Source organism: Aquincola agrisoli (assembly GCF_036621135.1).
Taxonomy (GTDB): Bacteria; Pseudomonadota; Gammaproteobacteria; order Burkholderiales; family Burkholderiaceae_C; genus Aquincola; species Aquincola agrisoli.
The window spans coordinates 18,822-42,640 of record NZ_JAZIBG010000031.1 but is presented as its reverse complement, the minus strand read 5'-3'; the positions used below and the strand labels follow the sequence as shown (position 1 = coordinate 42,640).

The following is a 23,819-nucleotide window of genomic DNA, read 5'->3' as shown; positions in this document are numbered from 1 at the left end:
GCGCCTCAGCCGCAGGCCGGCGGGGGCGCCGCCAGCAGTGCCTCGATGAACTGGGGTTTGGCGAACAGGTAACCCTGGGCCACGCCGATGCCGGTGTGGCTGCGCAGGTACGCCAGTTCCTGGGCCGTCTCCACGCCTTCGGCGACCACCTCGATGCCCAGCGCCGAGCACAGCGACTCGATGGCCCGCAGGATGCCCTGGCTGCGCGGGCGCTCGTGGATCGCGGTGATGAAGGCACGGTCGACCTTCACCTCGTCGGCCGTCAGGTCGGCCAGCATCGACAGCGACGAGTAGCCGGTGCCGAAGTCGTCGATTGACACCCGGATGCCGGCTTCGCGAAGGCGCGGCAGGGTCTCCTGCTGGAAGCGCTGGGTCGCCAGCAGGGCATCCTCCGTCAGCTCGATCACGATGTGCTGCGCGACGCCGCAGGCACGCAGCTGGTCGGTCAGCAGGCCCATGAATGCCGTGTCGCCCGCCTGGCGCGCCGAGACGTTCAGGCTGACCGTCACATGCGGGCCGAAGCGCGCCTGCAGCGAAGGCAGGTGGCGCACCACGTCCTCGGCCGCGAAGCGGGCGATCTCGTCGAGCAGCCCCAGCTCCGAGGCCAACTCGATGAACGAGGCCGGCGCACGCACGGTGCCGTCGTCCTCCACCCAGCGGATCAGCGCCTCGAAGCCGCGCACCTCGCCCGTGCCGATGGCCACCTTGGGCTGGAAGGCCGCCCTGAACCGGCGGTCGCGCACGGCCGCGCGCAAGCGCCGCTCGGTGAGCATGCGGTCGCTGAGCGCCCGGCCCATCGCCTCGTCGAAGTAGGCGGCGCTGCCCTTGCGGTCGCGCTTGGCCCGCACCATCGCGCTGCCCGCGCAGCGCCGCAGCTCCTCGTAGCTGTCGCCATGCAGCGGGTACAGGCTGGCGCCTACCGACGCCGAGGTCAGCACCTCCTGCCCGTCGATGTGGAAGGGCTGCTTCAGCGCAGCGATCAGCCGCTCGATCAGCGGCGGCAGGTCGCTCGCCTGCGCCAGCGGATCGGCCAGCAGCAGGAACTCGTCGCCGCTGATGCGCGCCAGGGTGTCGCCGGTGCGGATGCACTGCCCGATGCGGCGTGCCACGGCCTTCAGCAGCTCGTCGCCCACCAGGGGGCTGTAGTAGTCGTTGACTTGCTTGAAGTTGTCGAGGTCGATGAAGGCCAGCGCGAAATGGCCGCCGCGCCGGTGCTGCCGCAGCGCCGCGCCGACGATCTCCTGCATCAGCAGCCGGTTGGGCAGGCCGGTCAGCTCGTCGTGGAACGCGCGGCGCGAGAGATCGCGCTCCATCTGCCGGCGGTCGGTGATGTCGACCGCGGTCGACAGCATCATCGGCACGGTGCCGCAGTGGATGCGGTGGCTCGTCATCGAGAGCGTGCGCGCATGGGGCGAGCGGGCCAGGGTGTATTCCTGCACCCGCTGCTCGCCGCTGGCGAACTGCGCGAGGTAGTCGGCGTGCATGCGCTCGGCCTGCGCCGGCGTGGCGGCCAGCAGATCGAACGGCCGGCGGCCCAGCAGCCGCTCCGCCGGCACGCCGAGCACTTCGGCCATCGGGCCGTTGACCAGCCGCATGCAGCCTTCGGCGTCCTGCAGGCTCACGCCGATGGGCAGCTGGTCCAGCAACTGCTCCAGCAGGCGCGCGTCCCGCTGCGCCTGCCGCAGTTCTCCCAGGGTCTCCTGGAGCTCGGGGCGGCCGGACCAGGCCCGGAACATCCTGCGGGCCCGGCCGTCAGCGATGCCGGCCCGCCGGGGGCAGGGGGCGAACGAAGGACGGGCTCTGTTCGATGCGAAGGGTCATGGGGGTACTGCGCAAGGCCCGGCAGGGCAATGCAGTCCCTATCGGCAGCAGGCGCCCGGGCTTGAGCGCCTGCCGCCCTCGGCGGGTCAGTGGCCGGAGGCGCCGGCCGCACCCAGGCCCGTCTCGGACCGCACACGCTGCGCCGGGAAGGCCGCGCGCTCGCGCTGCGCCTGCGCGCTGCGGTCGAGCAGCGAGAAGATCCAGATGCCCGCGAAGCCGATCGCCATCGAGAACAGCGCCGGCGAGGTGTAGGGGAACCAGGCCGAGCCCTTCGGATTGCCCAGCGTGGCTTCCCAGACCGACGGCGACACGATGGTCAGCCCCACCGACGACACCAGCCCGAGGAAGCCGCCGATCACCGCGCCGCGGGTGGTGCAGTCCTTCCACAGCACGCTCATGAAGAGCACGGGGAAGTTGGCCGAGGCCGCGATCGCGAAGGCCAGCGACACCATGAACGCGATGTTCTGCTTCTCGAAGGCGATGCCCAGTGCCACCGCCACGGCGCCCAGCACGAGCGTGGTGATGCGCGAGACGCGCAGCTCCGAGGCGCTGTCGGCGTTGCCCTTCTTGAACACGGTGGCGTAGAGGTCGTGCGAGACGGCGGAGGCACCGGACAGCGTGAGGCCGGCCACCACCGCGAGGATGGTCGCGAAGGCCACCGCCGAGATGAAGCCGTAGAACACGTTGCCGCCGACCGCCTTGGCCACCAGCACCGCCGCCATGTTGGAGGCGCCCGCGCCGCCGTGGATCACGCCGGTGGCGACGTCCGCGAACTCAGGGTTCGTCAGCACGAGGGTGATCGCGCCGAAGCCGATGATGAAGATCAGCACGTAGAAGTAGCCGATCCACGTCGTCGCCCAGAACACCGACTTGCGCGCCTGCTTCGCGTCGGGCACGGTGAAGAAGCGCATCAGGATGTGGGGCAGGCCGGCGGTGCCGAACATCAGCGCCATGCCGAAGGAGATCGCGCTGATCGGGTCTTTCACGAAGCCGCCCGGCCCCATGATGGCCAGGCCCAGGCTGGCCGCCTCCTGCGGCGTCTTGCCGCTGTGGGCCGCGATGTCGGTGCGGATCTGCACCGCACGCGCGAAGAGCTTCTCGGGGCTGAAGCCGAACTCGCTCAGCACCATGAAGGCCATGAAGGTGACGCCCGACAACAGCAGCACCGCCTTGATGATCTGCACCCAGGTGGTGGCCGTCATGCCGCCGAAGAGCACGTACAGCATCATCAGCGCCCCGACGATGACCACCGCCATCCAGTAATCGAGCCCGAACAGCAGCTTGATCAGCTGCCCCGCGCCCACCATCTGCGCGATCAGGTAGAACGCCACGACCACCAGCGTGCCCGAGGCCGCGAAGGCGCGGATCGGCGTCTGCTGGAAGCGGTAGCCCGCCACGTCGGCGAAGGTGAACTTGCCGAGGTTGCGCAGCCGCTCGGCCATCAGGAAGGTGAGGATCGGCCAGCCCACGAGGAAGCCGATCGAGTAGATCAGGCCGTCGTAGCCGGTCGCCATCACCGCGGCCGAGATGCCGAGGAACGAGGCCGCCGACATGTAGTCGCCGGCGATCGCGAGGCCGTTCTGGAAGCCGGTGATGCCGCCGCCGGCGGTGTAGAAGTCGGCGGCCGAGCGGGTCTTGGACGCGGCCCACTTGGTGATCCACAGGGTGGCGACCACGAAGACCGAGAACATGCCGATCGCGATCCAGTTGGTGGGCTGCTTGGCCGCCTGGCCGACGTCGCCGCCGGCGGCCATCGCGGCAGCCGCCAGCAGGCCCAGCCCTGCGGCGAGCGCGCCGCTGCGAAGCATGCTGCGGCTCATCGCGACACCTCCTTCAGCAGCTCGGCCGTGAGGCGGTCGTATTCGCTGTTGGCGCGGCGCACGTACAGCCCCGTGATGATCACGGTGAACACGATCACGCCCAGGCCGATGGGGATGCCCAGCGAGGTGACGCCGTCGCCGATCGGCTGCGCGAGGAAGGGCTTGTCGAACGCGATCAGCGCGATGTAGCCGTAGTAGACGATGAGCATGATCATCGTCAGGATCCAGCCGAAGCTGCTGCGCTTGCCCCGCAGCTCGTGGTACTTGGGATGCGCCTCGATGCGGGCGACGATGGGGTCGGTCACACGTGTCTCCTTGTCCGGCCACCGCCGCAGGAAGGGGGGTGGCATGGGCCGCGACTGTGCGCGCCGAGGTTGACCGCCACCTTACGTGCGAGCCAATCGCTCATGAAAGCCCTGCGCTTGATGCGCCTTCTTTTTAGATATATCGTAAACACATCTAAACGACACGCAGGAACAGACCATGCATCCCTTCGGACACCATCACGGCCACCACGGCGAGCGCTGCATCCGGCGCGGCGAGGGCGACGGCTTCGGCGGCGGCCGCGGCCACCGCGTCTTCGGCCAGGGCGGCCTGCGGCTCGTGCTGCTGCAGCTGATCGCCGACAAGCCCAGCCACGGCTACGAGCTGATCAAGGCGGTCGAGGACCGCCTGCACGGCACCTACAGCCCCAGCCCCGGCGTCGTCTACCCCACGCTCACCTGGCTCGAGGAACTTGGCTATACAACCGTCGAGGACAGCGAAGGCGCCCGCAAGCGCTACGCGATCACCGACGCCGGGCAGGCCTACCTGTCCGAGCACCGGGAAGCGGTCGACGAACTGCTGGCGCGCTTCAACCGCCATGGCCCCGGCCGCCACGAGCGGCCGCCCGAGATCGCCCGCGCGATCGAGAACTTCAAGCTGGCGCTGCGCATGCGCCTGTCGCAGGGGCCGCTGAGCAAGACGCAGGTGCACGCCCTGGTCGACGTGCTCGATGCGGCGGCCAAGCAGGTGGAACGGCTGTGAGGGCGGCGCAGCGTGTGCGCCATCCGCTGCGCTTGCGTGTGCTCGAGGTGCACCGCGTCGACCGTGTGACGCCGCACCTGGTGCGCGTGACGCTGGGCGGCGCCGACCTCGATGGCTTCACGAGCCCCGGCTTCGACGACCATGTGAAGCTCTTCTTCCCCGATCCGCAGGCCGGCGAACTGCTGCTGCCCACCGTGGGCGCCGACGGTGCACCGGTGTTCAGCGAAGGCGCGCGGCCCATCGCGCGCGACTACACGCCGCGCCGGCACGACGCGGTTCGCCTGACGCTGGAGATCGACTTCGCGATCCACGAGGCCGGCCCGGCCACCCAGTGGGTGCTGCAGGCGGCACCGGGCCAGCGGCTCGGCGTGGGCGGCCGGCGCGGCTCCTTCTTGCTGCCCACGGCGTTCGACGGCCACCTGCTGATCGGCGACGACACCGCGCTGCCGGCCATCGCCCGCCGCCTGGCCGAGCTGCCCGCGGGGGCGCCGGCGGTGGTGCTCGCCGAGGTCGAAGGCCCCGAGGACGAATTGAAGTTCGACACGCAGGCCGCGCTGCAGGTGCGCTGGGTGCACCGGCAAGGCGCCGAGCCCGGTGCCCCCGGGGGCCTGCTGAAGGCGCTGCAGACGCTGCCGGTGCCAAAGGGCGACTACCACGCGTGGATCGCCTGCGAGACGCGCGTGGCGCAAGCGCTGCGCCGGCAGCTGCTGGCCGCGCACGGCGCGAACGCGGCGTGGATGAAGGCCGCGGGCTACTGGCGCCGCGGCAGCGCGGCCACGCACGACAAGATCGAGGACTGACAGCCCGGCCCGCCGCTTGCCTGTAGATTGCGGGGATGAAACTGGCCGTCTTCAGCACGCAGCGCTACGACCGAGCATTCCTCGACGAAGCCAACCGCCGGCGCGCCGCGCCGCACGCCGCCACCTATTTCGAGGCGCCGCTCGATGCCGCCACCGCCCCGCTGGCGGCCGGCTTCGATGCGGTGTGCATCTTCGTCAACGACCACGCCGACGCGGCCGTGCTGCAGGTGCTGGCGCAGGGCGGCACGCGCCTGGTGGCGCTGCGCTGCACGGGCTTCAACAACGTCGACCTCGAGGCCGCGGCGCGCCTGGGCCTGCGCGTGGTGCGGGTGGTCGACTACTCGCCGCACTCGGTGGCCGAGCACGCGGTGGCGTTGATCCTCGCGCTCAACCGCAAGATCCACCGCGCCTACAACCGCACGCGCGACGCCAATTTCGCGCTCGACGGGCTGATGGGCTTCGACCTGCACGGCAAGACGGTGGGCGTGATCGGCACCGGCAAGATCGGCCGCGTGTTCGCGAGGATCATGCACGGCTTCGGCTGCACGGTGCTCGGGCACGATCCCTTCGTATCGCCCGAGTTCGAGGCGCTCGGCGGGCGCTACGTCGGCATCGGCGAGCTGGGGGCGCGCGCCGACGTGATCTCGCTGCACTGCCCGCTCACGCCGGCCACCCGCTACATCGTCAACGCGGGGATGCTGGCTACCCTGAAGCCCGGCGCACTGCTGGTCAACACCAGCCGCGGCGGCCTGGTGGACACCGAGGCGGCCATCGAGGCACTGAAGTCGGGGCGGCTGGGCGGCCTCGGGCTCGACGTGTACGAGCAGGAAGCCGACCTCTTCTTCCGCGACCTGTCGAGCACCATCATCCCGGACGACGTGATCCAGCGGCTGACCTCGTTCCCGAACGTGATCGTGACCGGCCACCAGGCCTTCTTCACGCGCGAGGCGATCTCCACCATCTGCGAGACGACGATGGCCAGCCTCGATGCCTTCGAGGCAGGGCGGCCGCTGGCCGACGAGATCGCCTTCAGCCCGCCGTGACGGCCGCGGGCGGCGCGCCTGGCCGGCTCAGCCGGCGAAGCCGCCCTCGGCGAGGAAGGCGACTTCCTCGGGCGTGCTGTCGCGGCCGAGCAGCGGGTTGCGGTGGGGGAAGCGGCCGAAGCGCTCGATGATGTCGTGGTGGCCCTGCGCATGCTGCACGTAGGGCTCGCCGAGCACGCGGTTGAGTTCGAGCGCGCGCCGCTGGTCGGCGAGGTCCTCGGCATGCGACAGCGGCAGGTAGCAGAACACCCTCAGCGCACGGTCGACGTGCTGGTCGAAGCCTTGCGACAGCAGCCCGCGCGCGAAGCGGCGCGCCAGCGGATCGGTCGCGTACATGTGGCCGGTGCCGCGGAAGGCGTTGCGCGGGTACTGGTCGAGCAGCAGCAGCAGCGCCAGCGCACCCTGCGCACTGGCGGCCCAGCCGTCGCATTCGCGGCGGGCGGCCGCGAAGTGCGCGTCGTGGAAGCGCTCGCGGAAGCGGCGGTCGAACGCATCGCTCTTGGCGAACCAGTGCTCGGGGCCGGCATCCTGCCAGAAGGCGAGCACGTCGGAAGGCGTGGTGTTCATCGGGAAGGCTCCTGCGGGGCGGCCGGTGCCGCGTTGCCCCGGATCATCGCGCGGCCGGCCTGCAGGCCGCCGGCCAGCTCCAGCTGGAAGCGTTCGGCATCGCGGCGGCGCACGTCGGCGGAGATGTCGTCGGCCTCCTGCTCGTCGAGGCCCAGCGCGAGCAGCGCCTCGCGGCCGAGCGCGATGGCGGCCTCGAAGGTCTCGCGCACGTGGAAATCGACGCCGTGCGCCACGAGCGCCAGCGCATGCTCGCGGTCCATCGCGCGCACCAGCAGCCGCGCGTGCGGGAACTGGCTGTGCACCAGCTCGGCCACGCGGCTCGACGCTTCGATGTCGTCGACGCAGACGATCACCGCGCGTGCGGTGTGGGCGCCAGCGGCGTGCAGCACGTCGAGCCGCGTGCCGTCGCCGTAGTACACCTTGAAGCCGTAGTCGGCCGCCTGGCGGATGGACTCGGTGTTGGTGTCGATGATGGAGATCTCGCAGCCGCGCGCCAGCAGGCTCTGGCTCACGATCTGGCCCACCCGGCCGAAGCCGATGATCAGCGAGCTGCCGGCCAGGCCGCGGGTGCCGGTGACCGCTTCCACGCCGTCCATCGACGGCCCGGCCGGCCGCATCAGCCGGCGCTGCGCCATCACCGCCAGCGGCGTCAGCGCCATCGACAGCACCACGATGGCCGTCATGTTGGCGTTGACGGTGGCATCGATCACGCCGTTGGCGGCCGCCGCGGCGAACAGCACGAACGCGAACTCGCCGCCCTGCGCCATCAGCACGGCCCGGTCGACGGCATCGGCATGCGAGCTGCGCAGCCACCGCGCCACGCCGTACACGCAGAGGCCCTTGGCCAGCATCAGCGCCACCACGCCCGCGACGATCAGGGGCGCGTTGCGCGCCACCACGGCCAGGTCGAGGGACATGCCCACACCGAGGAAGAAGAGGCCCAGCAGCAGGCCGCGGAACGGCTCCACGTCGGCCTCGAGCTGGTGGCGGAAGGTCGACTCCGACAGCAGCACCCCGGCGAGGAAGGCGCCCATCGCCATCGACAGGCCGCCCATCTCCATCAGCAGCGCAGCGCCCAGCACCACGAGCAGCGCGGCGGCGGTCATCACCTCACGCGCCTTGGCGTTGGCGAGCACGCGGAACATCGGGTTCAGCAGCCACACCCCGGCCGCGACCAGCGCCGCGATGGAGCCCAGCGCAACCAGCACGTCCATCCAGCGCGAGCCCTGCGCATCGGCCGCGGGCGCGATGCCGCTGGCCGGCGCCATGAAGGCGACGATGGCCAGCAGCGGCACGATCAGCAGGTCCTCGAACAGCAGCACCGCGACGATCTTCTGGCCCCGGGGCTCGGCGATGTCGCCGCGTTCGCCGAGCAGCTGCATCACGATCGCGGTGGAGGTGAGCACGAAGCCCGCGCCGCAGACGAAGGCGACGCCGGCCGGGAAGCCGAAGGCCATGCCGACGCCGGTCAGCGCCGCCACCGCCACGCCCACCTGCGCCGTGCCCAGCCCGAAGATGTCGCGCCGCAGGCTCCACAAGTGCGAGGGCCGCATCTCCAGGCCGATGATGAACAAAAACATCACCACGCCCAGCTCGGCCGTGTGCAGGATGGCCTGCGGATCCTTGAAGAGGCCGAGCCCGAACGGCCCGATCGCCAGGCCCGCCGCCAGGTAGCCGAGCACCGAGCCCAGGCCCAGCCGCTTGAACAGCGGCACCGCCACCACCGCTGCCCCGAGCAGCGTCACCACCTTCACCAGATCGCTGCCGCCTTCTGCCGCCATGCCACTCCCTCTCCTGAACCGTTTGCGCCTCTTGTCGCCGGGCGGCGCCAGTATCGGCGCTACCGCGGCAGGGATTGTCTGGAGGGCCGGCGGGGGCGGAAGCTCTTATGTTCCGCTCCTGTGTGCTGCACTGCGCCATGCCGATGACGAACGACCCCGCCGCGCCGCGCCCGGCGCCCGCGCCGTCCCCCAGCGCGAGCCCGTTCGAGATCCCGCTGAACCCGCTTGGCGTCGCCGATCCGCTGCGGTGGCTGGTGCGCGGTGCGCGTGACTTCGCCCGTGCACCGGCGATCGGGCTCTTCTTCGGCGGCTGCTTCGTGGTGATGGGCTGGGCGCTGATGAAGGTCTTCGAGCGGGCGCCGGCGTACGTGCTGGCGCTGTCGGCGGGCTTCCTGCTGCTGGGGCCGCTGCTGTGCATGGGGCTGTACCGCGTGAGCCAGGACCTCGAGCAGGGCCGGCGGCCCGACTTCGGCGACGCCGTGCTCGCCTGGACGGCCCGCCCCGGCGCGCTGGCGGTCTTCGGCTTCGTGCTGCTGGTGCTGGAGATGCTGTGGGGCCGCGCGGCGCTGGTGATCTTCGCCGTCAGCTTCGACGGCATGCCGGACTTCAAGGGCTCGCTGCTGAAGCTGCTCGACCCGCAGCACCTCGGCTTCATCGCCACCTACGCCGGCGTGGGCGCGGTGTTCGCTGGGCTGATCTATGCGGTGAGCGTGGTCGCGATCCCGATGATCCTCGACCGCCAGGTGGACGCCGTCACCGCGGGGCTGACGAGCCTGCGCCTCGTGCTCACGCAGACGGGCGTGATGCTGTGGTGGGGCCTGTTGATCGCCGTGCTGGTGGCGCTGGCGCTGCTGCCCTGGTTCCTCGGACTCTTCGTCGTCGGGCCGGTGGTCGGCCACGCGACCTGGCACGCCTACCGCGCCGCCGTCCCCCCTGCGCCGCCCGAGGACCCCCAGCCGCCCCGCGGCGCCCCCCCGCCACCCACCCGAGGAGACGCAGGATGACCCCCCATCGACTGACCTGGCAGGCCGCCGCCGTGCTGACCGCCCTCGCCGGCTGCGGCGGCGACGGCCCCGACCTGAACCGGCTCCCGGCCGGCGTGACGCAGCACAGCGTCACCGACTACCTGGCCACCACCGCGGGCACGGGCGCCACCGCCGCGGCGCAGGACCTGCTCACCGGCGGCCTCGGCAAGACCGGCCTGGCCGCCGCCGCCCCGGCGCCCGCCGACGCGACGGCCCCCACGGTGGCGGAGCTGCGCCGCAACGCGCTGCATTCCAACTACCGCGGCCTCGTCGACTACACCGCGGGCGGCGGCTACGGCACCTTCTACGGCCCCCACCTCGACGCCGCCGGCGCCGCCACGGGGGGCGAAGGCCTGGTGCCCGGCCGCGAGTACCTGGCCTCGATCGACGACGGCAGCGGCGCGCAGCGCGTGACCGTCGCGGTGCAGATCCCGCGCAGCTTCGACACGAGCGCCCCGTGCTTGGTGCTCGGGCCGTCGTCGGGGTCGCGCGGCGTCTACGGCGCCATCGGCGTGGCCGCCGAGTGGGCCCTGAAGCGCGGCTGCGCGGTGGCGCTCACCGACGCGGGCAAGGGCATGGGCCTGTACGACCCCGCCGACGACACGGTCCACCAGATCGACGGCACGCGCGCCACGCGCAGCGCGGCCGGTGCGCTGTCGCATTTCGCGGCGTCGCTGACGGAGGCCGCCCGCAGCGCCTTCAACGCCGCCTTCCCGAACCGGCTCGCGCTCAAGCATGCGCATTCGCAGCAGAACCCGGAGAAGGACTGGGGCCGCGACACGCTGGCCGCCGCGCGTTATGCGCTCTACGCGCTGAACCAGGAGTACGGCGCCACCTCGTTCGACGGCACGACGAAGGAGGTGCGCTTCACGCCGCGCAACACGCTGGTGATCGCCGGCGCGGTGTCCAACGGCGGCGCGGCGGTGCTGCGGGCGGCCGAGCAGGACACCGAAGGCCTGATCGACGGCGTGGTGGCCGGCGAGCCGAGCGCCCAGCCGGCCAGCACCGGCGGCTACGGCGTGCGGGCCGGCGGCACCGCGGTGCCCGCCTTCGGCAAGCCGCTGTTCGACTACTTCACCTTCGCCAACCTGTACCAGCCCTGCGCCGCGCTGGCCCCAAGCGCCACGATGGCAGAGGCGTCGACCTACAACTACATCCCCACCTTCGGCATGGCCGCCCGCGCCGCCAACCGCTGCGGCGCGCTGGCTGCGCGCGGCCTGCTGGCCGGCGCCACGACGGCGGACCAGGCCGCCGACGCGCTGGCGCGGCTGCGCGCCTACGGCTGGACGGCCGACACCGACACGATGCACAACGCCCACTACGGCCTGGGCAACGCCGCGATCATCACGATGATGTACGCCAATGCGTACGGCCGCTTCGCGCTCGACGGCAACGTCTGCGGGCTCAGCCTGGCGGCGGCCAGCGCCGCGACCGGCGAGGTCGTGCCGGTGGCCGCCAGCGCCAAGGCACAGAGCTTCGCGACCGGCAACGGCACCGCCAACGGGGCGCCGGCGACGGTGGTCTACAACGACTCGGTCGGCGGCGCGAGGTCGTGGGCCTTCGGCATCTCGCCGACCAGCGGCACGGCCGACCTGTCGCTCGACTCGGCCCTCTGCCTGCGTGCACTCGCCACCGGCATGCACCCGTCGAGCGGCGCCGCGCTCACCGCGGCCAGCACGCCCACCCTTGCGCAGAGCCAGGCGGTGCGGGCGGGCATGGACGAGGTGCTGCTGAACGGCGACCTGCGCGGCAAGCCGGCGGTGATCGTCGCCGGCCGCAGCGACGCGCTGATCCCGGTCAACCATTCCGCGCGCGCCTACACCGCCTACAACCGGCTGGTCGAGGGCGGCGGCACCCGCCTGCGCTACATCGAGGTCACGCACGCGCAGCACTTCGACGGCTTCCTGCCCTTCCCGGGCTTCGACAACCGCTTCGTGCCGCTGCACGTGTACTTTCTGTCGGCGATGGACGCGATGTACGCGCACCTGAAGAGCGGCACCGCGCTGCCGCCGAGCCAGGTCGTGCGCGCCACGCCCCGCGGGGGCCTGCCGGGCGCGGCCCCCGCGCTCACCACCGCCAACGTGCCGCCGGTGTCCGCCGCGCCGGCGGCGGGGAACGCCATCACCTTCGCCGGCACCACGGTCGAGATTCCGGACTGAAGGCCTGTCGGCCGGCGCCGACACGCCGTCGCGGCCGGCTCCCACGGCCGCGCGGCGGGCGGCGGCCGACCATCGCGGGGGCGACGCCCGCCGGCGCCGCAGCACGGAACCCCCATGACCGACATCCGCAAGGGCCAGGCCCCCGAGCCGCTGGACAGGAACACCTTCCACCTGCGCTTCATGCGCCGCTTCGCCGACCCGGCCTATGCCGCGGAGCGGGAGGCCCTGGGCCGCCTCGAAGCCATCGCCTGGGATGCCTTCAGCGAAGGGCGCAAGGCGCCGTTCACGCAGCGGGCCGGCGAGGGCTTCGCCAACCCGGCCTATGAGCTGTCCACCGAATGGCTCGACACCCGCGGGCGCCTGCAGGCGGCGCAGCAGCGGTGGTCCGACGCGGCCGCGCCCTCGCGTGTGCTGCTCGTCTGCGGCAGCGCGCGCAACGACGGCACCTGCCCTGGCGAGATCTCCAAGACCTGGCGGCTGACGAACCTGGCGCGCGAGGTGCTCGCGCAGGCGGAGGTCGAGACCGACGTGCTGGACCTGAGCCTCGTCACCTCGGAATACGGCCGCACGATCCATCCCTGCAAGGGCTGCGTCTCGACTGCGATGCCGCTGTGCCACTGGCCCTGCAGCTGCTACCCCAACCATGCGCTCGGCCAGGCCGACGACTGGATGGCCGAGATCTATGAGCGCTGGGTGGCCGCACACGGCGTGATCGTGCTCGCGCCGACGTACTGGTACCAGTCGCCGAGCCCGCTGAAGCTGATGATCGACCGGCTGGTCTGCGCCGACGGCGGCAATCCCGACCCGACCCGCACCCACGGCAAGAAGGCCGCCGAGGCCAAGGCCATCGAGGCGCAGGGCTGGGACTATCCCAAGCACCTCGCCGGCCGGGTCTACGGCCTCGTGGTGCACGGCGACGTGGCGGGTGTCGAGGCCCATCGGCGCAACCTGGCCGACTGGCTCGACTGGATGGGGCTGGTGGCCGCGGGCAGCACGGCGCGCCTGGACCGCTACCTCGGTTACTACGAGCCCTACTACAACAGCCACGAGGCCCTGGACCGCGACGAAGCCCTCCAGGAGGAGGTGCGCAACGTGGCCCGTGCGGTGCACCGCGCCGTGGCCGACCTGCGCGCCGGCACGCTCGACACGCCCGACCACGGCCTCCAGCCACCCCGCCCGAAGTGAACCCTCCACGCAAAGGAATCATCATGACCGAGAAGACCGCCACCGTCCGCTGGGAAGGCCGAGGCGCCAAGGGCCAGGGACGCATCAGCACCGAGACGGGTGCGCTGAGCGAGTATCCCTACGGCTTCGCGAGCCGCTTCGAGGACGACCGCCGGGGCACGAACCCCGAGGAGATCGTGGCCGCGGCGCATGCGGCCTGCTTCACGATGGCCTTCTCGTTCGCCTGCGACAAGGCCGGGTTCGCGACCGCGTCGGTGGACACCCGTGCGAGCGTGCGCCTGGTCAAGCAGGGCGACGGCTTCGTGATCGACCGCATCGCCCTGACGCTGGAAGCCGAGGTGCCTGGCATCGACGAGGCCAGGTTCCAGGAGATCGCCGCCACGGCCAAGCGCGATTGCCCGCTGTCGAAGGCACTGGCCAGCGTGCCGGAGATCACGCTGCAGGCCAGGCTGCTGGGCTGACTGCCGCGCGCTGCCGCACGTGCAGCGCGGCGAAGCCTCGGTAGAGCGGGTTGCCGGTGCGCCGGGACGCCTCGGCGACCCACGCGAGCCGCGGCGTGCGGGCGGTGAGCTGGCGGAACACGGCCTGCGCCTCCATCATCGTCAGCGCCGCGCCGATGCACACGTGCGGGCCGGCGCCGAACGACAGGCCGTGCCCGTCCTGGCGCGCGACCTCGAAGTCGTCCGGGCGCGCGAACCGCGCCGGGTCGCGGTTGGCGGCACCGATCAGCGGCACGACGATGTCGCCCCGCCGCAGCGGCAGCCCGTGCATCTCCAGGTCGACCGTGAGCCGGCGGCCGGTGTACTGCACCGGGCTGTCATAGCGCAGCATCTCGCGCACCGCAGGGCCCATGAGCTCGGGCTCGCGCCGCAGCCGCTCCCATTGCTCGGGATGCTGCATCAGCGCGTGCAGGCCGTTGCCCAACACGTGGCGGGTGGTCTCGTGCCCGGCGAACAGCAGCATCGCGCACTGCGACAGCAGTTCGGCGCCCGCCTCCAGCTCGCCGCGCGCCTGGGCCTGCAGCAGCCGGCCGACGAGGTCGTCGCCGGGCGACGCACCGCGCTGCGCGATCACGCCCTCGAAGTAGCGCGCCAGGGCCAGCAGGCTGGCGGTGGCCCGCCGCGCCTGCTCGTGCGTCGGCTGCAGCGCGCCCATGAACGCAGCCAGGTCGTCGGACCATTGCACGAAGCACGCCGCCTGCGCGGCCTCCACGCCCATCAGCCGCGTGATGACGCTCACCGGCAGCGGGCGGGCCAGCGTGTGCATGAAGTCGAAGCCGTCGGCCGGCCGCACGCCGTCGAGCGCCTCGCGGACCCATTGCTCGATGTGGGGCTGCAGCCGCTGCAGCGCCTCCGGCCGGAAGCCGGCCTGCAGGACGCGGCGCACACGCTGGTGGTCGGCCCCGTCCAGGAACAGCATCGCGCGCGAGAACAGCGGCTGGAAGGCCCGCAGATCGCCGCCCGCGGCCCAGCCGGCGGTGCGCTGGGCCGCGAATCGCGGGTCGCGCAACACGCGCTCCACGTCCGCATGCCGCGTCAGGAGCCAGGCGCCGCCGTAGAACTGCTCGCTCCACAACACCGGGCCCGCCGCGCGCATCGCGTGGTACGTCGGATACGGGTCGTCGAGGAAGGCCGGGTCGGCGACCGGCGGCTCCCAAGACGGGCGGCGCAGCACGGCGCTCATTCCACCGTCCTCCGCCGCCGGCTCATCGGGCCGGGGCCGCGCTGCCGTCGCCGCGCGCGCCCTGGGCCTGCAGGCCGAGCCGGGCGAACAGCGCACGGTCCCGGTCGGCCTGCGGATTGCTCGTCGTCAGCAGCCGGTCGCCGTAGAAGATGGAGTTGGCGCCGGCCATGAAGCACAGCGCCTGCAGCGCCTCGTCCATCTGCTCCCGCCCGGCCGACAGCCGCACCAGGGTCTGCGGCATCGTGATGCGCGCCACCGCGATCGTGCGCACGAACTCGAACGGGTCCAGCGGCTCGGTGCCTGCCATCGGCGTGCCCTCCACCTGCACCAGTTCGTTGATGGGCACCGACTCGGGACAGGGGTCGAGGTTCGCCAGCTGCGCGATGAACGCGGCGCGCTGCGCGCGCGACTCGCCCATGCCGACGATGCCGCCGCAGCAGACGTTGATGCCGGCATCCCGCACGTGGCCCAGGGTGTCGAGCCGGTCCTGGTAAGTGCGCGTGCCGACCACCTCGCCGTAGAAGTCGGGGGCGGTGTCGAGGTTGTGGTTGTAGTAGTCGAGGCCGGCGTCCTTCAGCGCCCGGGCCTGGCCGGGCTCCAGCATGCCCAGCGTCATGCAGGTCTCGAGGCCCAGCGCGCGCACGCCGCGCACCATGTCGGTCAGGCGCTCCATGTCGCGCTCCTTCGGGCTGCGCCAGGCCGCGCCCATGCAGAAGCGCGTCGCCCCTTGGGCACGTGCATCACGCGCCGCCGCAAGCACCTCGTCGAGGGCCATCAGCTTGCTGGCGGGCACGCCGGTGTCGAAGTGGGCCGACTGAGGGCAGTAGCCGCAGTCCTCCGCGCAGCCACCGGTCTTGATCGACAGCAGGGTCGACAGCTGCACCTCGTTGGGATTGAAGTGCTCGCGGTGCACCTGCTGCGCCCGGAACAGCAGGTCCATGAAAGGCAGGGCATACAAGGCCTCGACGGCATCGACGCGCCAGCGCGGTGCAGCCGCGGAGCGGACGGGCTTGGGGCGCAGCGACGACAGGGAGACGGTGGTGGTAGTACAGCTCATGGGGCGTCCTGACGGAATGGAGGGGAAAGTCGCAGCCTCTCGCGCAGCAGCGTGCCGTTGAGGTGGGCTGCCACGAGGGCAGGGTCGGCCTGCGCCAGCCAGGGCACGATCCCCAGGCACGGCGCACGGTGGCGGCGTCCGAACTCGTGGTGCAGCGCCGCCAGGTTGTCGTCGGCGTGGGCCATGCCGGCGTCGATGCGGTTGGCGACCCAGCCGGCCAGCACCAGGCCTCGCGCCCGGACCGCCTCGGCCGTCAGCAACGCATGGCTGAGGCAGCCCAGGCGCAGGCCGACCACGAGCACCACGGGCAGGCCCAGCGCCACCGCCAGGTCGGCGCTGTCGCTGTCCGGCCCGAAGGGCACGCAGAAGCCGCCGACCCCCTCGACCACGATCAGCTCGGCACGTGCCGCCAGGCCATGGACGTGCCCGACCAGCCTGCCGACTTCGATGCTAGCGCCTTCGAGCCGAGCGGCGATGTGCGGCGCACAGGGCGCGGCGAACTGCAGCGGGCCGACCTCCGCGTCGGTCAGTGCCACCGATCCCGCATCCCGCAGCGCGCGCACGTCCTCGTTGACCTGCGCGCCCGCAAGCCAGGTGGTGCCTGCCGCCACCGGCTTGCAGCCCGCGCTGCGCCAGCCCTGGCGGGCCGCCCAGTGCAGCAGGCCGGTGCTGACGCGCGTCTTGCCCACCTCGGTGTCGGTCCCGGTGACGAAGCAGCCGGCCAGCCGTGCCATCACAGCCTCCGCGCCGCCCGCGCGAGCGCGTCGACCAGCCGCCGCACGTCCTGCGGCGTGTGCTCCGCACTGAGCGTGATGCGCAGCCGGGCGGCCCCCGCCGGCACCGTGGGCGGCCGGATGGCGGGCACCCACAGCCCTTCGGCTTCCAGGGCGGCGGCCAGCTGCAGCGCGGTTTCGTTGCTGCCGACGATCAGCGGCTGGATGGCGGTGGCCGACGCGGGCAGCCGCCAGCCGAGGCGGGGGTGCGCGTCGATCAGGGCGCCCAGCCGGCACCGCAGCTGGCGGACCAGCCGCCCGAGCCGGCGGCGGCGGCGATCGCCCTGCGGCCCGCCAACGAGGCCCAGGCTCGCCCGCACCGCATGGGCCAGCGCCGGGGGCGTGGCGGTCGTGTAGACGTATGTGCGTGCGCTCTGTACGAGCCAGTCGATCACGACCGGATGCGCGGCCACGAAGGCCCCTGCGGCGCCGATCGCCTTGCCCAGCGTGCCCATGTAGACGAAGCGCTCGCTGCACAAGCCGAAATGCGCGAGCGTGCCGCGCCCGCCCTCGCCGAGCACGCCGAAGCCGTGGGCGTCGTCGACCACCAGCCAGGCATCGTGGCGCTCGGCCAGCGCCAGCAGCGCCGGCAGGTCCGCCAGGTCGCCATCCATGCTGAAGACCGCGTCGGTGACGATGAGCTTGATCGGTGCCGCGCTGTCTTCGAGCCAACGAACCAGCACGTCGAGCCGGCCATGGGCATAGCGCTGCATCGGCGCCCTTGCGAGCAGCGCGGCGTCGATCAACGAGGCATGGTTGAGCTTGTCGGCGTAGATGGCCGCATCGGCGTCCGCGAGCGACGTGAGCAGCGCCAGGTTGGCCATGTAGCCGGTGCAGAAGGTGAGCGCGCGGGCCTGCGGGATGCAGGGCGCGAGCCAATCGCCCAGCATGCGCTCGAGCGCCGCATGGGCCTGCGAATGCCCGCTGATGAGGTGCGACGCGCCGCTGCCCACCCCGAAGCAGTGCGCACCCTCGGCCAGCGCTTCGGCCAGCTGCGGATGGGCAGCGAGGCCCAGGTAGTCGTTGCTGCAGAAGGCGAGCATCTCGCGCGCCGGGCCACGCGGCCCCTGCACGCGCTGGCGGGGCGCACACGGCGTCTGCACGGTGCGCCGATGCCGCCGCAATGCGGCGGCGTCGCGCTCACGCAGTCGCTGGCTCAGATGGTCGAGCAGCATGGACATCGTCCTCGTCGAGCACCGCGTCCAGCGTGTCGACCACCGCACCGGCCAGCCAGGGCGCGAGCGCTGCGTCGAGCACGTAGGGCGGCATCAGGTAGACCGTGCGCCCGATGGGACGGATCAGCAGCTCGCGCTGCCGGGCGGCGAGGTGGAAGCGCTCGGCGAATCGCGCCGGCGCGACGCAGGCCCGCACGTCGAAGGCCCAGACCATGCCGAGGTGGCGGAAGTGCTCGATGCGCTCGTCGCGCTGCAGGGCCGCCAGGGCCGTGGTCAGCGCGGCGGCGCGCCCGCGGTTGCGGCTGAGCACATGGTCCTGCTCGAACCGGTCGAGCACCGCGAGCGCTGCCCGGCAGGCCAGTGCGTTGCCGGTGTAGGAATGGGAGTGCAGGAAGCCGCGCGCCGTGTCGTCATCGAGGAAGGCCTCGTAGATCGCATCCCGCGTCATGACGAGTGACAGCGGCAGGTAGCCCCCGGTGATGCCCTTGGACAGGCAGACGAAATCGGGCCACACCGGCGCCTCGCCCGGCGCCGCCGCCTGCTCGAACGCGAAGAAGCTGCCGGTGCGGCCGCAGCCGACGGCGATCTCGTCGGCGATCAGGTGCACGCCGAAGCGGTCGCAGAGCGTACGCACGGCCCGCAGGTACGACGCGTCGTGCATGGCCATGCCGGCGGCGCACTGGATGAGCGGCTCGATGATCACGGCCGCGATGTGCTGGTGGCGTGCTTCGAGCAGCGCGCGCAAGTCGTCGGCGGCCGCCTCGGCGGCCTGCGCCGCGGTGGCGCCGGGGGGCGTCCGCCGTGCATCCGGCGACGCCACCTGGTGCGCGTGCATCAGCAGGCCGTCGTACGCATCCCGGAAGACCGAAACGTCGGTGACCGCCAGCGCCCCCAGCGTCTCCCCGTGGTAGCCCTGGCGCACGCAGACGAACTCCCGCTTGCCGCTGCGGCCCACGTTGCGCCAGTGGTGGAAGCTCATCTTCAGCGCGATCTCGACGGCCGATGCGCCATCGCTCGCGAAGAAGCAGTGCCCGAGCACGCCGCCGGTGCGGGCGGAAAGCCGTTCCGCCAGCTCGACGGCCGGGGCATGGGTGCAGCCGGCCAGCATCACGTGCGGCAGCGCATCGAGCTGCTGCTTCAATGCGGCGTTGATGCGCGCGTCGGCATGGCCGAACAGGTTCACCCACCACGAGCTGGTGGCATCGAAGTAGCGCCTGCCGGTCTCGTCGAAGAGCCACGGCCCCTGGCCGCGCACCACCGCCAGCGGCGGCACGGCGGCGGCCCGCTGCATCTGCGTGCAGGGGTGCCAGATCGCGGCGACGCTGCGCCGTGCCAGATCGCCTTGCATGCCCTGCCTCCCTGCCGTCAGGCGGATGCCGTCGTGTTGCGCTCGGCGGTCATCTCGGTCCACAGCCGCACGACCAGCCCGAGGACGTCGTCGAAGCTCACCGGCCGGCGGCTGTAGATCGCATGGATGGCCAGGCCGCGCACCGCGGCCAGCAGCAGGCGACGGAAGTTGTGCAGGTCCTTCGGCGGGATGTCCTGGTCGGCGAAGATCTCCGTCCAGTTCTGATCGCGCTGCAGGTCGATGCCCTGCATGAGCTTGTCGATGCGCTCGACGAACGCGTCGTCCTGTGCCGAGCCGAGCCAGATCAGCAGCACGGCGCGGTACTCCGGGCTCTGGTACACCGCCCAGTAGCGCAGCGCGATGGCGCGCAGCCGCTCGGCCGGCGAGACGAAGCGGATGCTCTCCAGCTCGATCTGGCCCACGAGCTCGTGCGACAGGTGCTTGACGATCTGCAGCATCAGGTTCTGCACCGTCCCGAACTGGTGCTGGAACGCGCCGCGCGAGACCTTGGCGCGCTGCGCGATCGCCAGCGACGTCGTCTTGGTGAAGCCCACTTCGTTGAGCACCTCGACGGCCGCGGCGATGAGCTTGCCGCGCGTCTCCTCGGTGCGCTCGACCTGCGAGCGACGCTTCTTCGCGGCCACCACGGGGGTGGCGCCGGGGGCCGCGGAGGGCGGCCGGAAAGAGGATGAGTCGGTCATGGGAAGACGTCTCCTAACCTGGATGTGACGCGTCGATCAGCTCGACGATGCCCTCGGTGGTGCGCACGTCGGCGAACCACAGCATCATGTTGCCCAGCGTGGCGTTGTGTTCGGCGTCGGTGCGCGCGGCGTTGGCGTCCGACACGAAGTGGACCTTGTAGTTGAGCATCATCGCGTCGCGGGCCGTCGACTCGCAGCACACGTTGGTGATGGTGCCGGCGACGATGACGGTGTCGATCGAGCGCCGCTGCAGGCGCTCGTGCAGGTCGGACGAGCCCTGGATCAGCGCACTGAACCGGGTCTTGTCGACCACCTCGTCCTGCGGTGCGATCTCCAGGCCCGCGTACAGCTCGTGCCCCGGCCGGCCCGGCGTGAGCGCCTGCGTCAGCGCCTCGCCCCAGCCCGCGCGGGAGAACTCCAGGAAGCGGGGCCAGGGATCGGCCGCCAGGTGCGTGTGCCTGACCCACACGACATGCCCGCCGGCGCTGCGCAGCGCCGCCGCCATGCGGTTGACATTGCCCACGATCTCGCGGGCGAACGGCAGCTCGCCGGGCTGGCCGGGCAGGATGAAGCCGTTCTGCAGGTCGATGACCAGCAGCGCCGTGCGCGAGGGCTGCAAGGTGGGGAACACCTCGGTCGCGCCCCGCCGCGCGAGCGCGCGGTCGAGCACGTCCTGGGCAATGCGGACTTCATGCATGGTGGGGGCCTCGCGGGTTGTCGCTCAGTTGGCGCTGATGACGCCGCCGAACAGCTGCCATGCCTGGCCGTCGAAGCGCGCCAGCTGCATCGAGCGCAGCGCGGTGCGCTGCTGCGGCGTGGTGTTGATGACGATGCCGGGCAGGAGCATCGGCAGGCTGAGGTTCTTGATGCCGGTGGCCTGGCGCATCAGGTTCTCCCGCGACAGGTCGTCGCCGCACTGCTCGAGGACGTGCACCAGCGTCTGCGCCGCGGAGTAGCCGAACACGTTCATCGTGTCGTGCACATTGTCGCCCGGCAGGTATTTCTGCATGAACGCCAGGTAGTCCTTCATGGCCGCATCGTTGGCCCAGCGCTTGTCGGAGGGGTCCTTCAGGTAGGCGACGGAGATGATGCCCACCGCCTTCTCCAGGCCTGCGGGCTGGAGCACGGCGCCGACCGACGAGGCGAGGCCGTTCAGGTACATCGTCGGCTTCCAGCCGATGTCGTAGGTCTTGCGGATGGCCTGCGCCGCGAACTTCTGGGTCGCGATCGCGAAGAAGACGTCGGCGCCCTTGCCCTTGAACGAGACGATCTGCGAATCGATGGTCGGATCGCTGACCTCGTACGACGCATCGGCGACGATCAGCGAGACCTTGTCGCCCAGCTCGTCCTTGAAGCCCTTCAGCGCGTCCTTGCCGTAGTCGTCGTTCTGGTAGAGCACGGCGATCTTCGCATCGGGCTTGGTCTGCAGGATGTGCTTCGCGTAGACGCGCGCCTCGGTCTGGTTGCTGGGCTGCCAGCTGGTGGTGAAGGGATGCTGGCTGGCATCCGCCCACTTCGAATCGCCCGAGATGACGAAGAGGTTGGGCACCTGCTTGGCGTTAACGTACTTCTGGATCGCGGTGTTGGGCGCCGTGCCGAGGTTCTGGAACAGGGCCAGCACCTCCTCGCGCTCCACCAGGCGACGGACCTGCTCGATGGTCTTGGGCGGGCTGTAGCCGTCGTCGAGGCTGATCAGGTTGATCTTGCGGCCCTTGACGCCGCCCCGCTCGTTGATCATCTTGAAGTAGGCGGCCTCGGCCTTGCCGTATTGGCCGTAGGCGGACACCGGGCCGCTGTAGGCCATGGTCTGGCCCAGGCGGATCTCGGTCTTGGTGACCCCCACCGTGGTGCTCTGGGCAGCGGCGAAGCCGCAGACGGCGGTGCTCAGCAGCGCGACGGACAACAGGCGACGTGTTTTCATGGTGCTACTCACTGTTCAAGCGTTGAGGCAAGGTCGATCAATCCCGGGCAGGCTGGCGCGAGGCGAGCCGTTGCCGGGCACGTTGGAGGGCGCCGGCGATGCCGTGCGGCGCCAGGTAGGCGAAGACGATCAGCATCACCCCGTAGATGGCCCACGGCGCGCCTTCGGAAATGGAGTCCGCCACGTTCGGGACGAACTGGATGAACAGCGCGCCGTAGATGGCGCCCGACAGCGTGGCCACCCCGCCCACGACGACGCCGACCAGGAACGAGATGGACAGGAAGATCGTGAAGCTCTCGGGAGAGACGAACTGCGCCGCGATGGCGCCGAGGGCACCCGCCACGCCGGTGAACATCGCGCTGACGCCGAAGGCGAGCGACTTGTACAGCGAGGTGTTGACGCCCATGCTGACGGCGGCGATGGGATGGTCGCGGATGGCCATCAGCGCGCGGCCCACGCGGCCCCGCAGCAGGTTCCAGCCCAGCACGAACATCAGCACCGCGACGAGCAGGGAGAAGAAGTAGAGCCACTGGTCCGCATTGAGCGGCAGGCCGAATGGGGCCTCGGGCTTGTTCAGCACGATGCCGTGCACGCCGCCGGTCCAGGCCTCGAATTTCTTGAACTTCAGCAGCTGGGGCAGCGCGACGCCGAGCGCGAAGGTCGCGAGCGCAAGGTACAGGCCCGCGAGCCGCAACGCCGGCAGCCCGAACAGGAAGCCGACCACGAGGCACACGGCGCCGGCGGCCGGCAGCGTGAGCCAATAGGGGACCGTCCAGACATCCATCATGATGGCCGCCACGTAGGCGCCCACCGCGTAGAAGGCGCCGTGGCCGATGGAGATCTGCCCGTTGTAGCCAGTCAGGATGTTCAGGCCCAGCAGGGCGATGGCGTAGATGACCACCATCGTGAGCTGGAACACCTGGTAGCTGCTGGCCAGGAACGGCAGGCCCAGCAGCACGGCCGCGAAGGCGGCTGCGCCGAGGTAGCGCCAGGCCCCGCCGGCCGGGATCGCGGATGCACCGGGCATCGCGGAATGGAGCGTGTAGTTCGTCATGGCTCAGACCTTCGTCACCAGCTTGGTCCCCAGCAGCCCGGAGGGCTTGACCACCAGCACCCCGATGATCAGCACCAGTGCCACGGTCAACTTCAGTTCGGTCCCGATGAGGTAGGTGCCCACCAGGTTCTCCAGCACGCCGACGATGAGGCCGCCGATCACCGCGCCGAGCGGGCTGTCGATGCCGCCGATGAGCGCGGCGGCCAGCGCATACAGCAGGACGCCGGACATCATGTTGGGATCGAGGTACAGCACCGGTGCGACCATCATCCCGGCGACGGCCCCGATGGCCGACGCCAGCCCCCAGCCCAGCGCCAGCATCCAGCCCACGCGGATGCCCACCAGCCGGCTGGACGATGGGTTCTGCGCGGCGGCACGCATCGCCAGGCCGAGCGACGTGAAGCGGAAGAAGCAGAACAGCACCGCCAGCACCGCGAGGGTGATGCCCAGCGTGCCCAGCTCGTGCGACGACATGTAGGTCTGGCCGAACAGCGGCTCCGTGGGGAACGGGCTGGGGAACGACTTGATGGTGTAGGTGTACAGCCACCCGGTCACGCTGTTGAAGATGACCAGCAGGCCGATGAACACCATGACCACCGACAGCACCGGCACGTTGCCCAGCGGCCTCAGCAGCAGGTGCTGGATGCCGGCGCCGAGCAGGAAGGCGAAGGCGACGGTGAGGACGAAGGCCCCCCAGTACGGCACGCCCAGGTGGATCAGCGTCCACGCGATGTACGTGCAGAACATCGCCATCTCGCCCTGGGCGAAGTTCACGTTGCCCGTGGCCTGGTAGATCATGACCAGCGCCAACGCGACGCTGGCGTAGATGCCGCCCGTCGCCAGCCCGGCGACGGCCTGGTGGATGAAAGTTTCCATGGTG

General features: G+C 71.2%; 22 protein-coding genes. 7 read left to right on the top strand and 15 right to left on the bottom strand.

Annotated features, from left to right (window positions below; all coding sequences use genetic code 11):
* Positions 1-5: 5 nt before the first annotated feature.
* From V4F39_RS15835 to V4F39_RS15825, 3 genes are all read right to left on the bottom strand, one after another.
* Positions 6-1,736 carry a putative bifunctional diguanylate cyclase/phosphodiesterase gene (locus V4F39_RS15835; RefSeq protein WP_332290641.1) on the bottom strand — a complete coding sequence of 577 codons (1,731 nt, stop codon included), beginning with the start codon at positions 1,734-1,736 and terminating at the stop codon, positions 6-8.
* Positions 1,737-1,907: 171 nt separating this feature from the next.
* On the bottom strand, positions 1,908-3,629 hold the full coding sequence (locus V4F39_RS15830) for a cation acetate symporter (RefSeq protein ID WP_332290786.1): 1,722 nt from the start codon (positions 3,627-3,629) through the stop codon (positions 1,908-1,910).
* A gap of 8 nt (positions 3,630-3,637) precedes the next feature.
* A complete protein-coding gene (locus V4F39_RS15825; protein WP_332290640.1) occupies positions 3,638-3,946 on the bottom strand; it encodes a DUF485 domain-containing protein in 309 nt (102 codons plus the stop codon).
* Positions 3,947-4,124: 178 nt separating this feature from the next.
* On the opposite strand from V4F39_RS15825, the gene V4F39_RS15820 reads away from it, so the two are divergent.
* Genes V4F39_RS15820 through V4F39_RS15810 form a run of 3 tightly spaced genes read left to right on the top strand, consistent with a single transcriptional unit; the run spans position 4,125 to position 6,510 of the window.
* The gene (locus V4F39_RS15820; RefSeq protein WP_332290639.1) at positions 4,125-4,667 is read left to right on the top strand and encodes a PadR family transcriptional regulator; all 543 of its coding nucleotides are present in this window, start codon (positions 4,125-4,127) and stop codon (positions 4,665-4,667) included.
* The gene (locus tag V4F39_RS15815) at positions 4,664-5,467 is read left to right on the top strand and encodes a siderophore-interacting protein (protein WP_332290638.1); all 804 of its coding nucleotides are present in this window, start codon (positions 4,664-4,666) and stop codon (positions 5,465-5,467) included. Before V4F39_RS15820 ends, V4F39_RS15815 begins: the two co-directional genes overlap by 4 nt.
* Positions 5,468-5,502: 35 nt before the next feature.
* Complete coding sequence (locus tag V4F39_RS15810; RefSeq protein WP_332290637.1) at positions 5,503-6,510, top strand: 2-hydroxyacid dehydrogenase; 1,008 nt, start codon at positions 5,503-5,505, stop codon at positions 6,508-6,510.
* 27 nt (positions 6,511-6,537) lie between these two features.
* Here the strand turns inward: V4F39_RS15810 and V4F39_RS15805 are convergent, their stop codons facing one another.
* Entirely contained in the window at positions 6,538-7,077 is a 540-nt protein-coding gene (locus V4F39_RS15805; protein WP_332290636.1) for a DUF924 family protein, read from the bottom strand.
* A complete protein-coding gene (locus V4F39_RS15800; RefSeq protein WP_332290635.1) occupies positions 7,074-8,858 on the bottom strand; it encodes a monovalent cation:proton antiporter-2 (CPA2) family protein in 1,785 nt (594 codons plus the stop codon). Before V4F39_RS15800 ends, V4F39_RS15805 begins: the two co-directional genes overlap by 4 nt.
* Before the next feature lie 143 nt (positions 8,859-9,001).
* On the opposite strand from V4F39_RS15800, the gene V4F39_RS15795 reads away from it, so the two are divergent.
* The 4 genes from V4F39_RS15795 to V4F39_RS15780 all read left to right on the top strand — a co-directional run bounded on the left by V4F39_RS15795 (position 9,002) and on the right by V4F39_RS15780 (position 13,688).
* Entirely contained in the window at positions 9,002-9,862 is an 861-nt protein-coding gene (locus V4F39_RS15795) for a DUF2189 domain-containing protein (protein WP_332290634.1), read from the top strand.
* Positions 9,859-12,042, top strand: a complete 2,184-nt coding sequence (locus V4F39_RS15790) for a 3-hydroxybutyrate oligomer hydrolase family protein (protein WP_332290633.1) — start codon at positions 9,859-9,861, stop codon at positions 12,040-12,042. Before V4F39_RS15795 ends, V4F39_RS15790 begins: the two co-directional genes overlap by 4 nt.
* 114 nt (positions 12,043-12,156) lie before the next feature.
* A complete protein-coding gene (locus tag V4F39_RS15785) occupies positions 12,157-13,227 on the top strand; it encodes a flavodoxin family protein (protein ID WP_332290632.1) in 1,071 nt (356 codons plus the stop codon).
* Positions 13,228-13,250: 23 nt separating this feature from the next.
* Entirely contained in the window at positions 13,251-13,688 is a 438-nt protein-coding gene (locus V4F39_RS15780) for an OsmC family protein (protein ID WP_332290631.1), read from the top strand.
* Here the strand turns inward: V4F39_RS15780 and V4F39_RS15775 are convergent.
* Genes V4F39_RS15775 through V4F39_RS15730 form a run of 10 tightly spaced genes read right to left on the bottom strand, consistent with a single transcriptional unit; the run spans position 13,660 to position 23,815 of the window.
* Positions 13,660-14,910: a cytochrome P450 gene (locus V4F39_RS15775; protein ID WP_332290630.1), complete on the bottom strand. Its 1,251-nt coding sequence runs from the start codon at positions 14,908-14,910 to the stop codon at positions 13,660-13,662. The genes V4F39_RS15780 and V4F39_RS15775 overlap by 29 nt on opposite strands.
* 22 nt (positions 14,911-14,932) lie before the next feature.
* Positions 14,933-15,967, bottom strand: coding sequence for a biotin synthase BioB (bioB, locus tag V4F39_RS15770; protein WP_332290629.1), 1,035 nt, complete (start codon positions 15,965-15,967; stop codon positions 14,933-14,935).
* A complete protein-coding gene (bioD, locus tag V4F39_RS15765; RefSeq protein ID WP_332290628.1) occupies positions 15,964-16,701 on the bottom strand; it encodes a dethiobiotin synthase in 738 nt (245 codons plus the stop codon). Before bioD ends, bioB begins: the two co-directional genes overlap by 4 nt.
* Positions 16,701-17,915, bottom strand: coding sequence for an 8-amino-7-oxononanoate synthase (gene bioF / locus V4F39_RS15760; RefSeq protein WP_332290626.1), 1,215 nt, complete (start codon positions 17,913-17,915; stop codon positions 16,701-16,703). The genes bioD and bioF overlap by 1 nt, the downstream gene beginning before the upstream one ends.
* Positions 17,881-19,263, bottom strand: a complete 1,383-nt coding sequence (gene bioA / locus V4F39_RS15755; RefSeq protein ID WP_332290625.1) for an adenosylmethionine--8-amino-7-oxononanoate transaminase — start codon at positions 19,261-19,263, stop codon at positions 17,881-17,883. The genes bioF and bioA overlap by 35 nt, the downstream gene beginning before the upstream one ends.
* Before the next feature lie 17 nt (positions 19,264-19,280).
* A complete protein-coding gene (locus V4F39_RS15750) occupies positions 19,281-19,964 on the bottom strand; it encodes a TetR/AcrR family transcriptional regulator (protein ID WP_332290623.1) in 684 nt (227 codons plus the stop codon).
* Positions 19,965-19,977: 13 nt separating this feature from the next.
* Positions 19,978-20,661, bottom strand: coding sequence for a cysteine hydrolase family protein (locus tag V4F39_RS15745; protein WP_332290622.1), 684 nt, complete (start codon positions 20,659-20,661; stop codon positions 19,978-19,980).
* Positions 20,662-20,685: 24 nt separating this feature from the next.
* On the bottom strand, positions 20,686-21,885 hold the full coding sequence (locus tag V4F39_RS15740) for an ABC transporter substrate-binding protein (protein WP_332290621.1): 1,200 nt from the start codon (positions 21,883-21,885) through the stop codon (positions 20,686-20,688).
* Positions 21,886-21,922: 37 nt separating this feature from the next.
* A complete protein-coding gene (locus V4F39_RS15735; protein WP_332290620.1) occupies positions 21,923-22,939 on the bottom strand; it encodes a branched-chain amino acid ABC transporter permease in 1,017 nt (338 codons plus the stop codon).
* Between the two features lie 3 nt (positions 22,940-22,942).
* Positions 22,943-23,815 (bottom strand): branched-chain amino acid ABC transporter permease, encoded by an 873-nt coding sequence (locus tag V4F39_RS15730; protein ID WP_332290619.1) that lies wholly within the window; start codon positions 23,813-23,815, stop codon positions 22,943-22,945.
* Between the last annotated feature and the right edge of the window lie 4 nt (positions 23,816-23,819).

What these genes read in the sequence shown, in the direction of transcription:
- V4F39_RS15835 (WP_332290641.1), bottom strand. Translation starts at nt 1,736, where the DNA reads ATGTTCCGGGCCTGGTCCGGCCGCCCCGAGCTCCAGGAGACCCTGGGA.
- V4F39_RS15830 (WP_332290786.1), bottom strand. Translation starts at nt 3,629, where the DNA reads ATGCTTCGCAGCGGCGCGCTCGCCGCAGGGCTGGGCCTGCTGGCGGCT.
- V4F39_RS15820 (WP_332290639.1), top strand. Translation starts at nt 4,125, where the DNA reads ATGCATCCCTTCGGACACCATCACGGCCACCACGGCGAGCGCTGCATC.
- V4F39_RS15810 (WP_332290637.1), top strand. Translation starts at nt 5,503, where the DNA reads ATGAAACTGGCCGTCTTCAGCACGCAGCGCTACGACCGAGCATTCCTC.
- V4F39_RS15805 (WP_332290636.1), bottom strand. Translation starts at nt 7,077, where the DNA reads ATGAACACCACGCCTTCCGACGTGCTCGCCTTCTGGCAGGATGCCGGC.
- V4F39_RS15800 (WP_332290635.1), bottom strand. Translation starts at nt 8,858, where the DNA reads ATGGCGGCAGAAGGCGGCAGCGATCTGGTGAAGGTGGTGACGCTGCTC.
- V4F39_RS15795 (WP_332290634.1), top strand. Translation starts at nt 9,002, where the DNA reads ATGACGAACGACCCCGCCGCGCCGCGCCCGGCGCCCGCGCCGTCCCCC.
- V4F39_RS15790 (WP_332290633.1), top strand. Translation starts at nt 9,859, where the DNA reads ATGACCCCCCATCGACTGACCTGGCAGGCCGCCGCCGTGCTGACCGCC.
- V4F39_RS15785 (WP_332290632.1), top strand. Translation starts at nt 12,157, where the DNA reads ATGACCGACATCCGCAAGGGCCAGGCCCCCGAGCCGCTGGACAGGAAC.
- V4F39_RS15780 (WP_332290631.1), top strand. Translation starts at nt 13,251, where the DNA reads ATGACCGAGAAGACCGCCACCGTCCGCTGGGAAGGCCGAGGCGCCAAG.
- V4F39_RS15775 (WP_332290630.1), bottom strand. Translation starts at nt 14,910, where the DNA reads ATGAGCGCCGTGCTGCGCCGCCCGTCTTGGGAGCCGCCGGTCGCCGAC.
- bioB (WP_332290629.1), bottom strand. Translation starts at nt 15,967, where the DNA reads ATGAGCTGTACTACCACCACCGTCTCCCTGTCGTCGCTGCGCCCCAAG.
- bioD (WP_332290628.1), bottom strand. Translation starts at nt 16,701, where the DNA reads ATGGCACGGCTGGCCGGCTGCTTCGTCACCGGGACCGACACCGAGGTG.
- bioF (WP_332290626.1), bottom strand. Translation starts at nt 17,915, where the DNA reads ATGCTGCTCGACCATCTGAGCCAGCGACTGCGTGAGCGCGACGCCGCC.
- bioA (WP_332290625.1), bottom strand. Translation starts at nt 19,263, where the DNA reads ATGCAAGGCGATCTGGCACGGCGCAGCGTCGCCGCGATCTGGCACCCC.
- V4F39_RS15750 (WP_332290623.1), bottom strand. Translation starts at nt 19,964, where the DNA reads ATGACCGACTCATCCTCTTTCCGGCCGCCCTCCGCGGCCCCCGGCGCC.
- V4F39_RS15745 (WP_332290622.1), bottom strand. Translation starts at nt 20,661, where the DNA reads ATGCATGAAGTCCGCATTGCCCAGGACGTGCTCGACCGCGCGCTCGCG.
- V4F39_RS15740 (WP_332290621.1), bottom strand. Translation starts at nt 21,885, where the DNA reads ATGAAAACACGTCGCCTGTTGTCCGTCGCGCTGCTGAGCACCGCCGTC.
- V4F39_RS15735 (WP_332290620.1), bottom strand. Translation starts at nt 22,939, where the DNA reads ATGACGAACTACACGCTCCATTCCGCGATGCCCGGTGCATCCGCGATC.
- V4F39_RS15730 (WP_332290619.1), bottom strand. Translation starts at nt 23,815, where the DNA reads ATGGAAACTTTCATCCACCAGGCCGTCGCCGGGCTGGCGACGGGCGGC.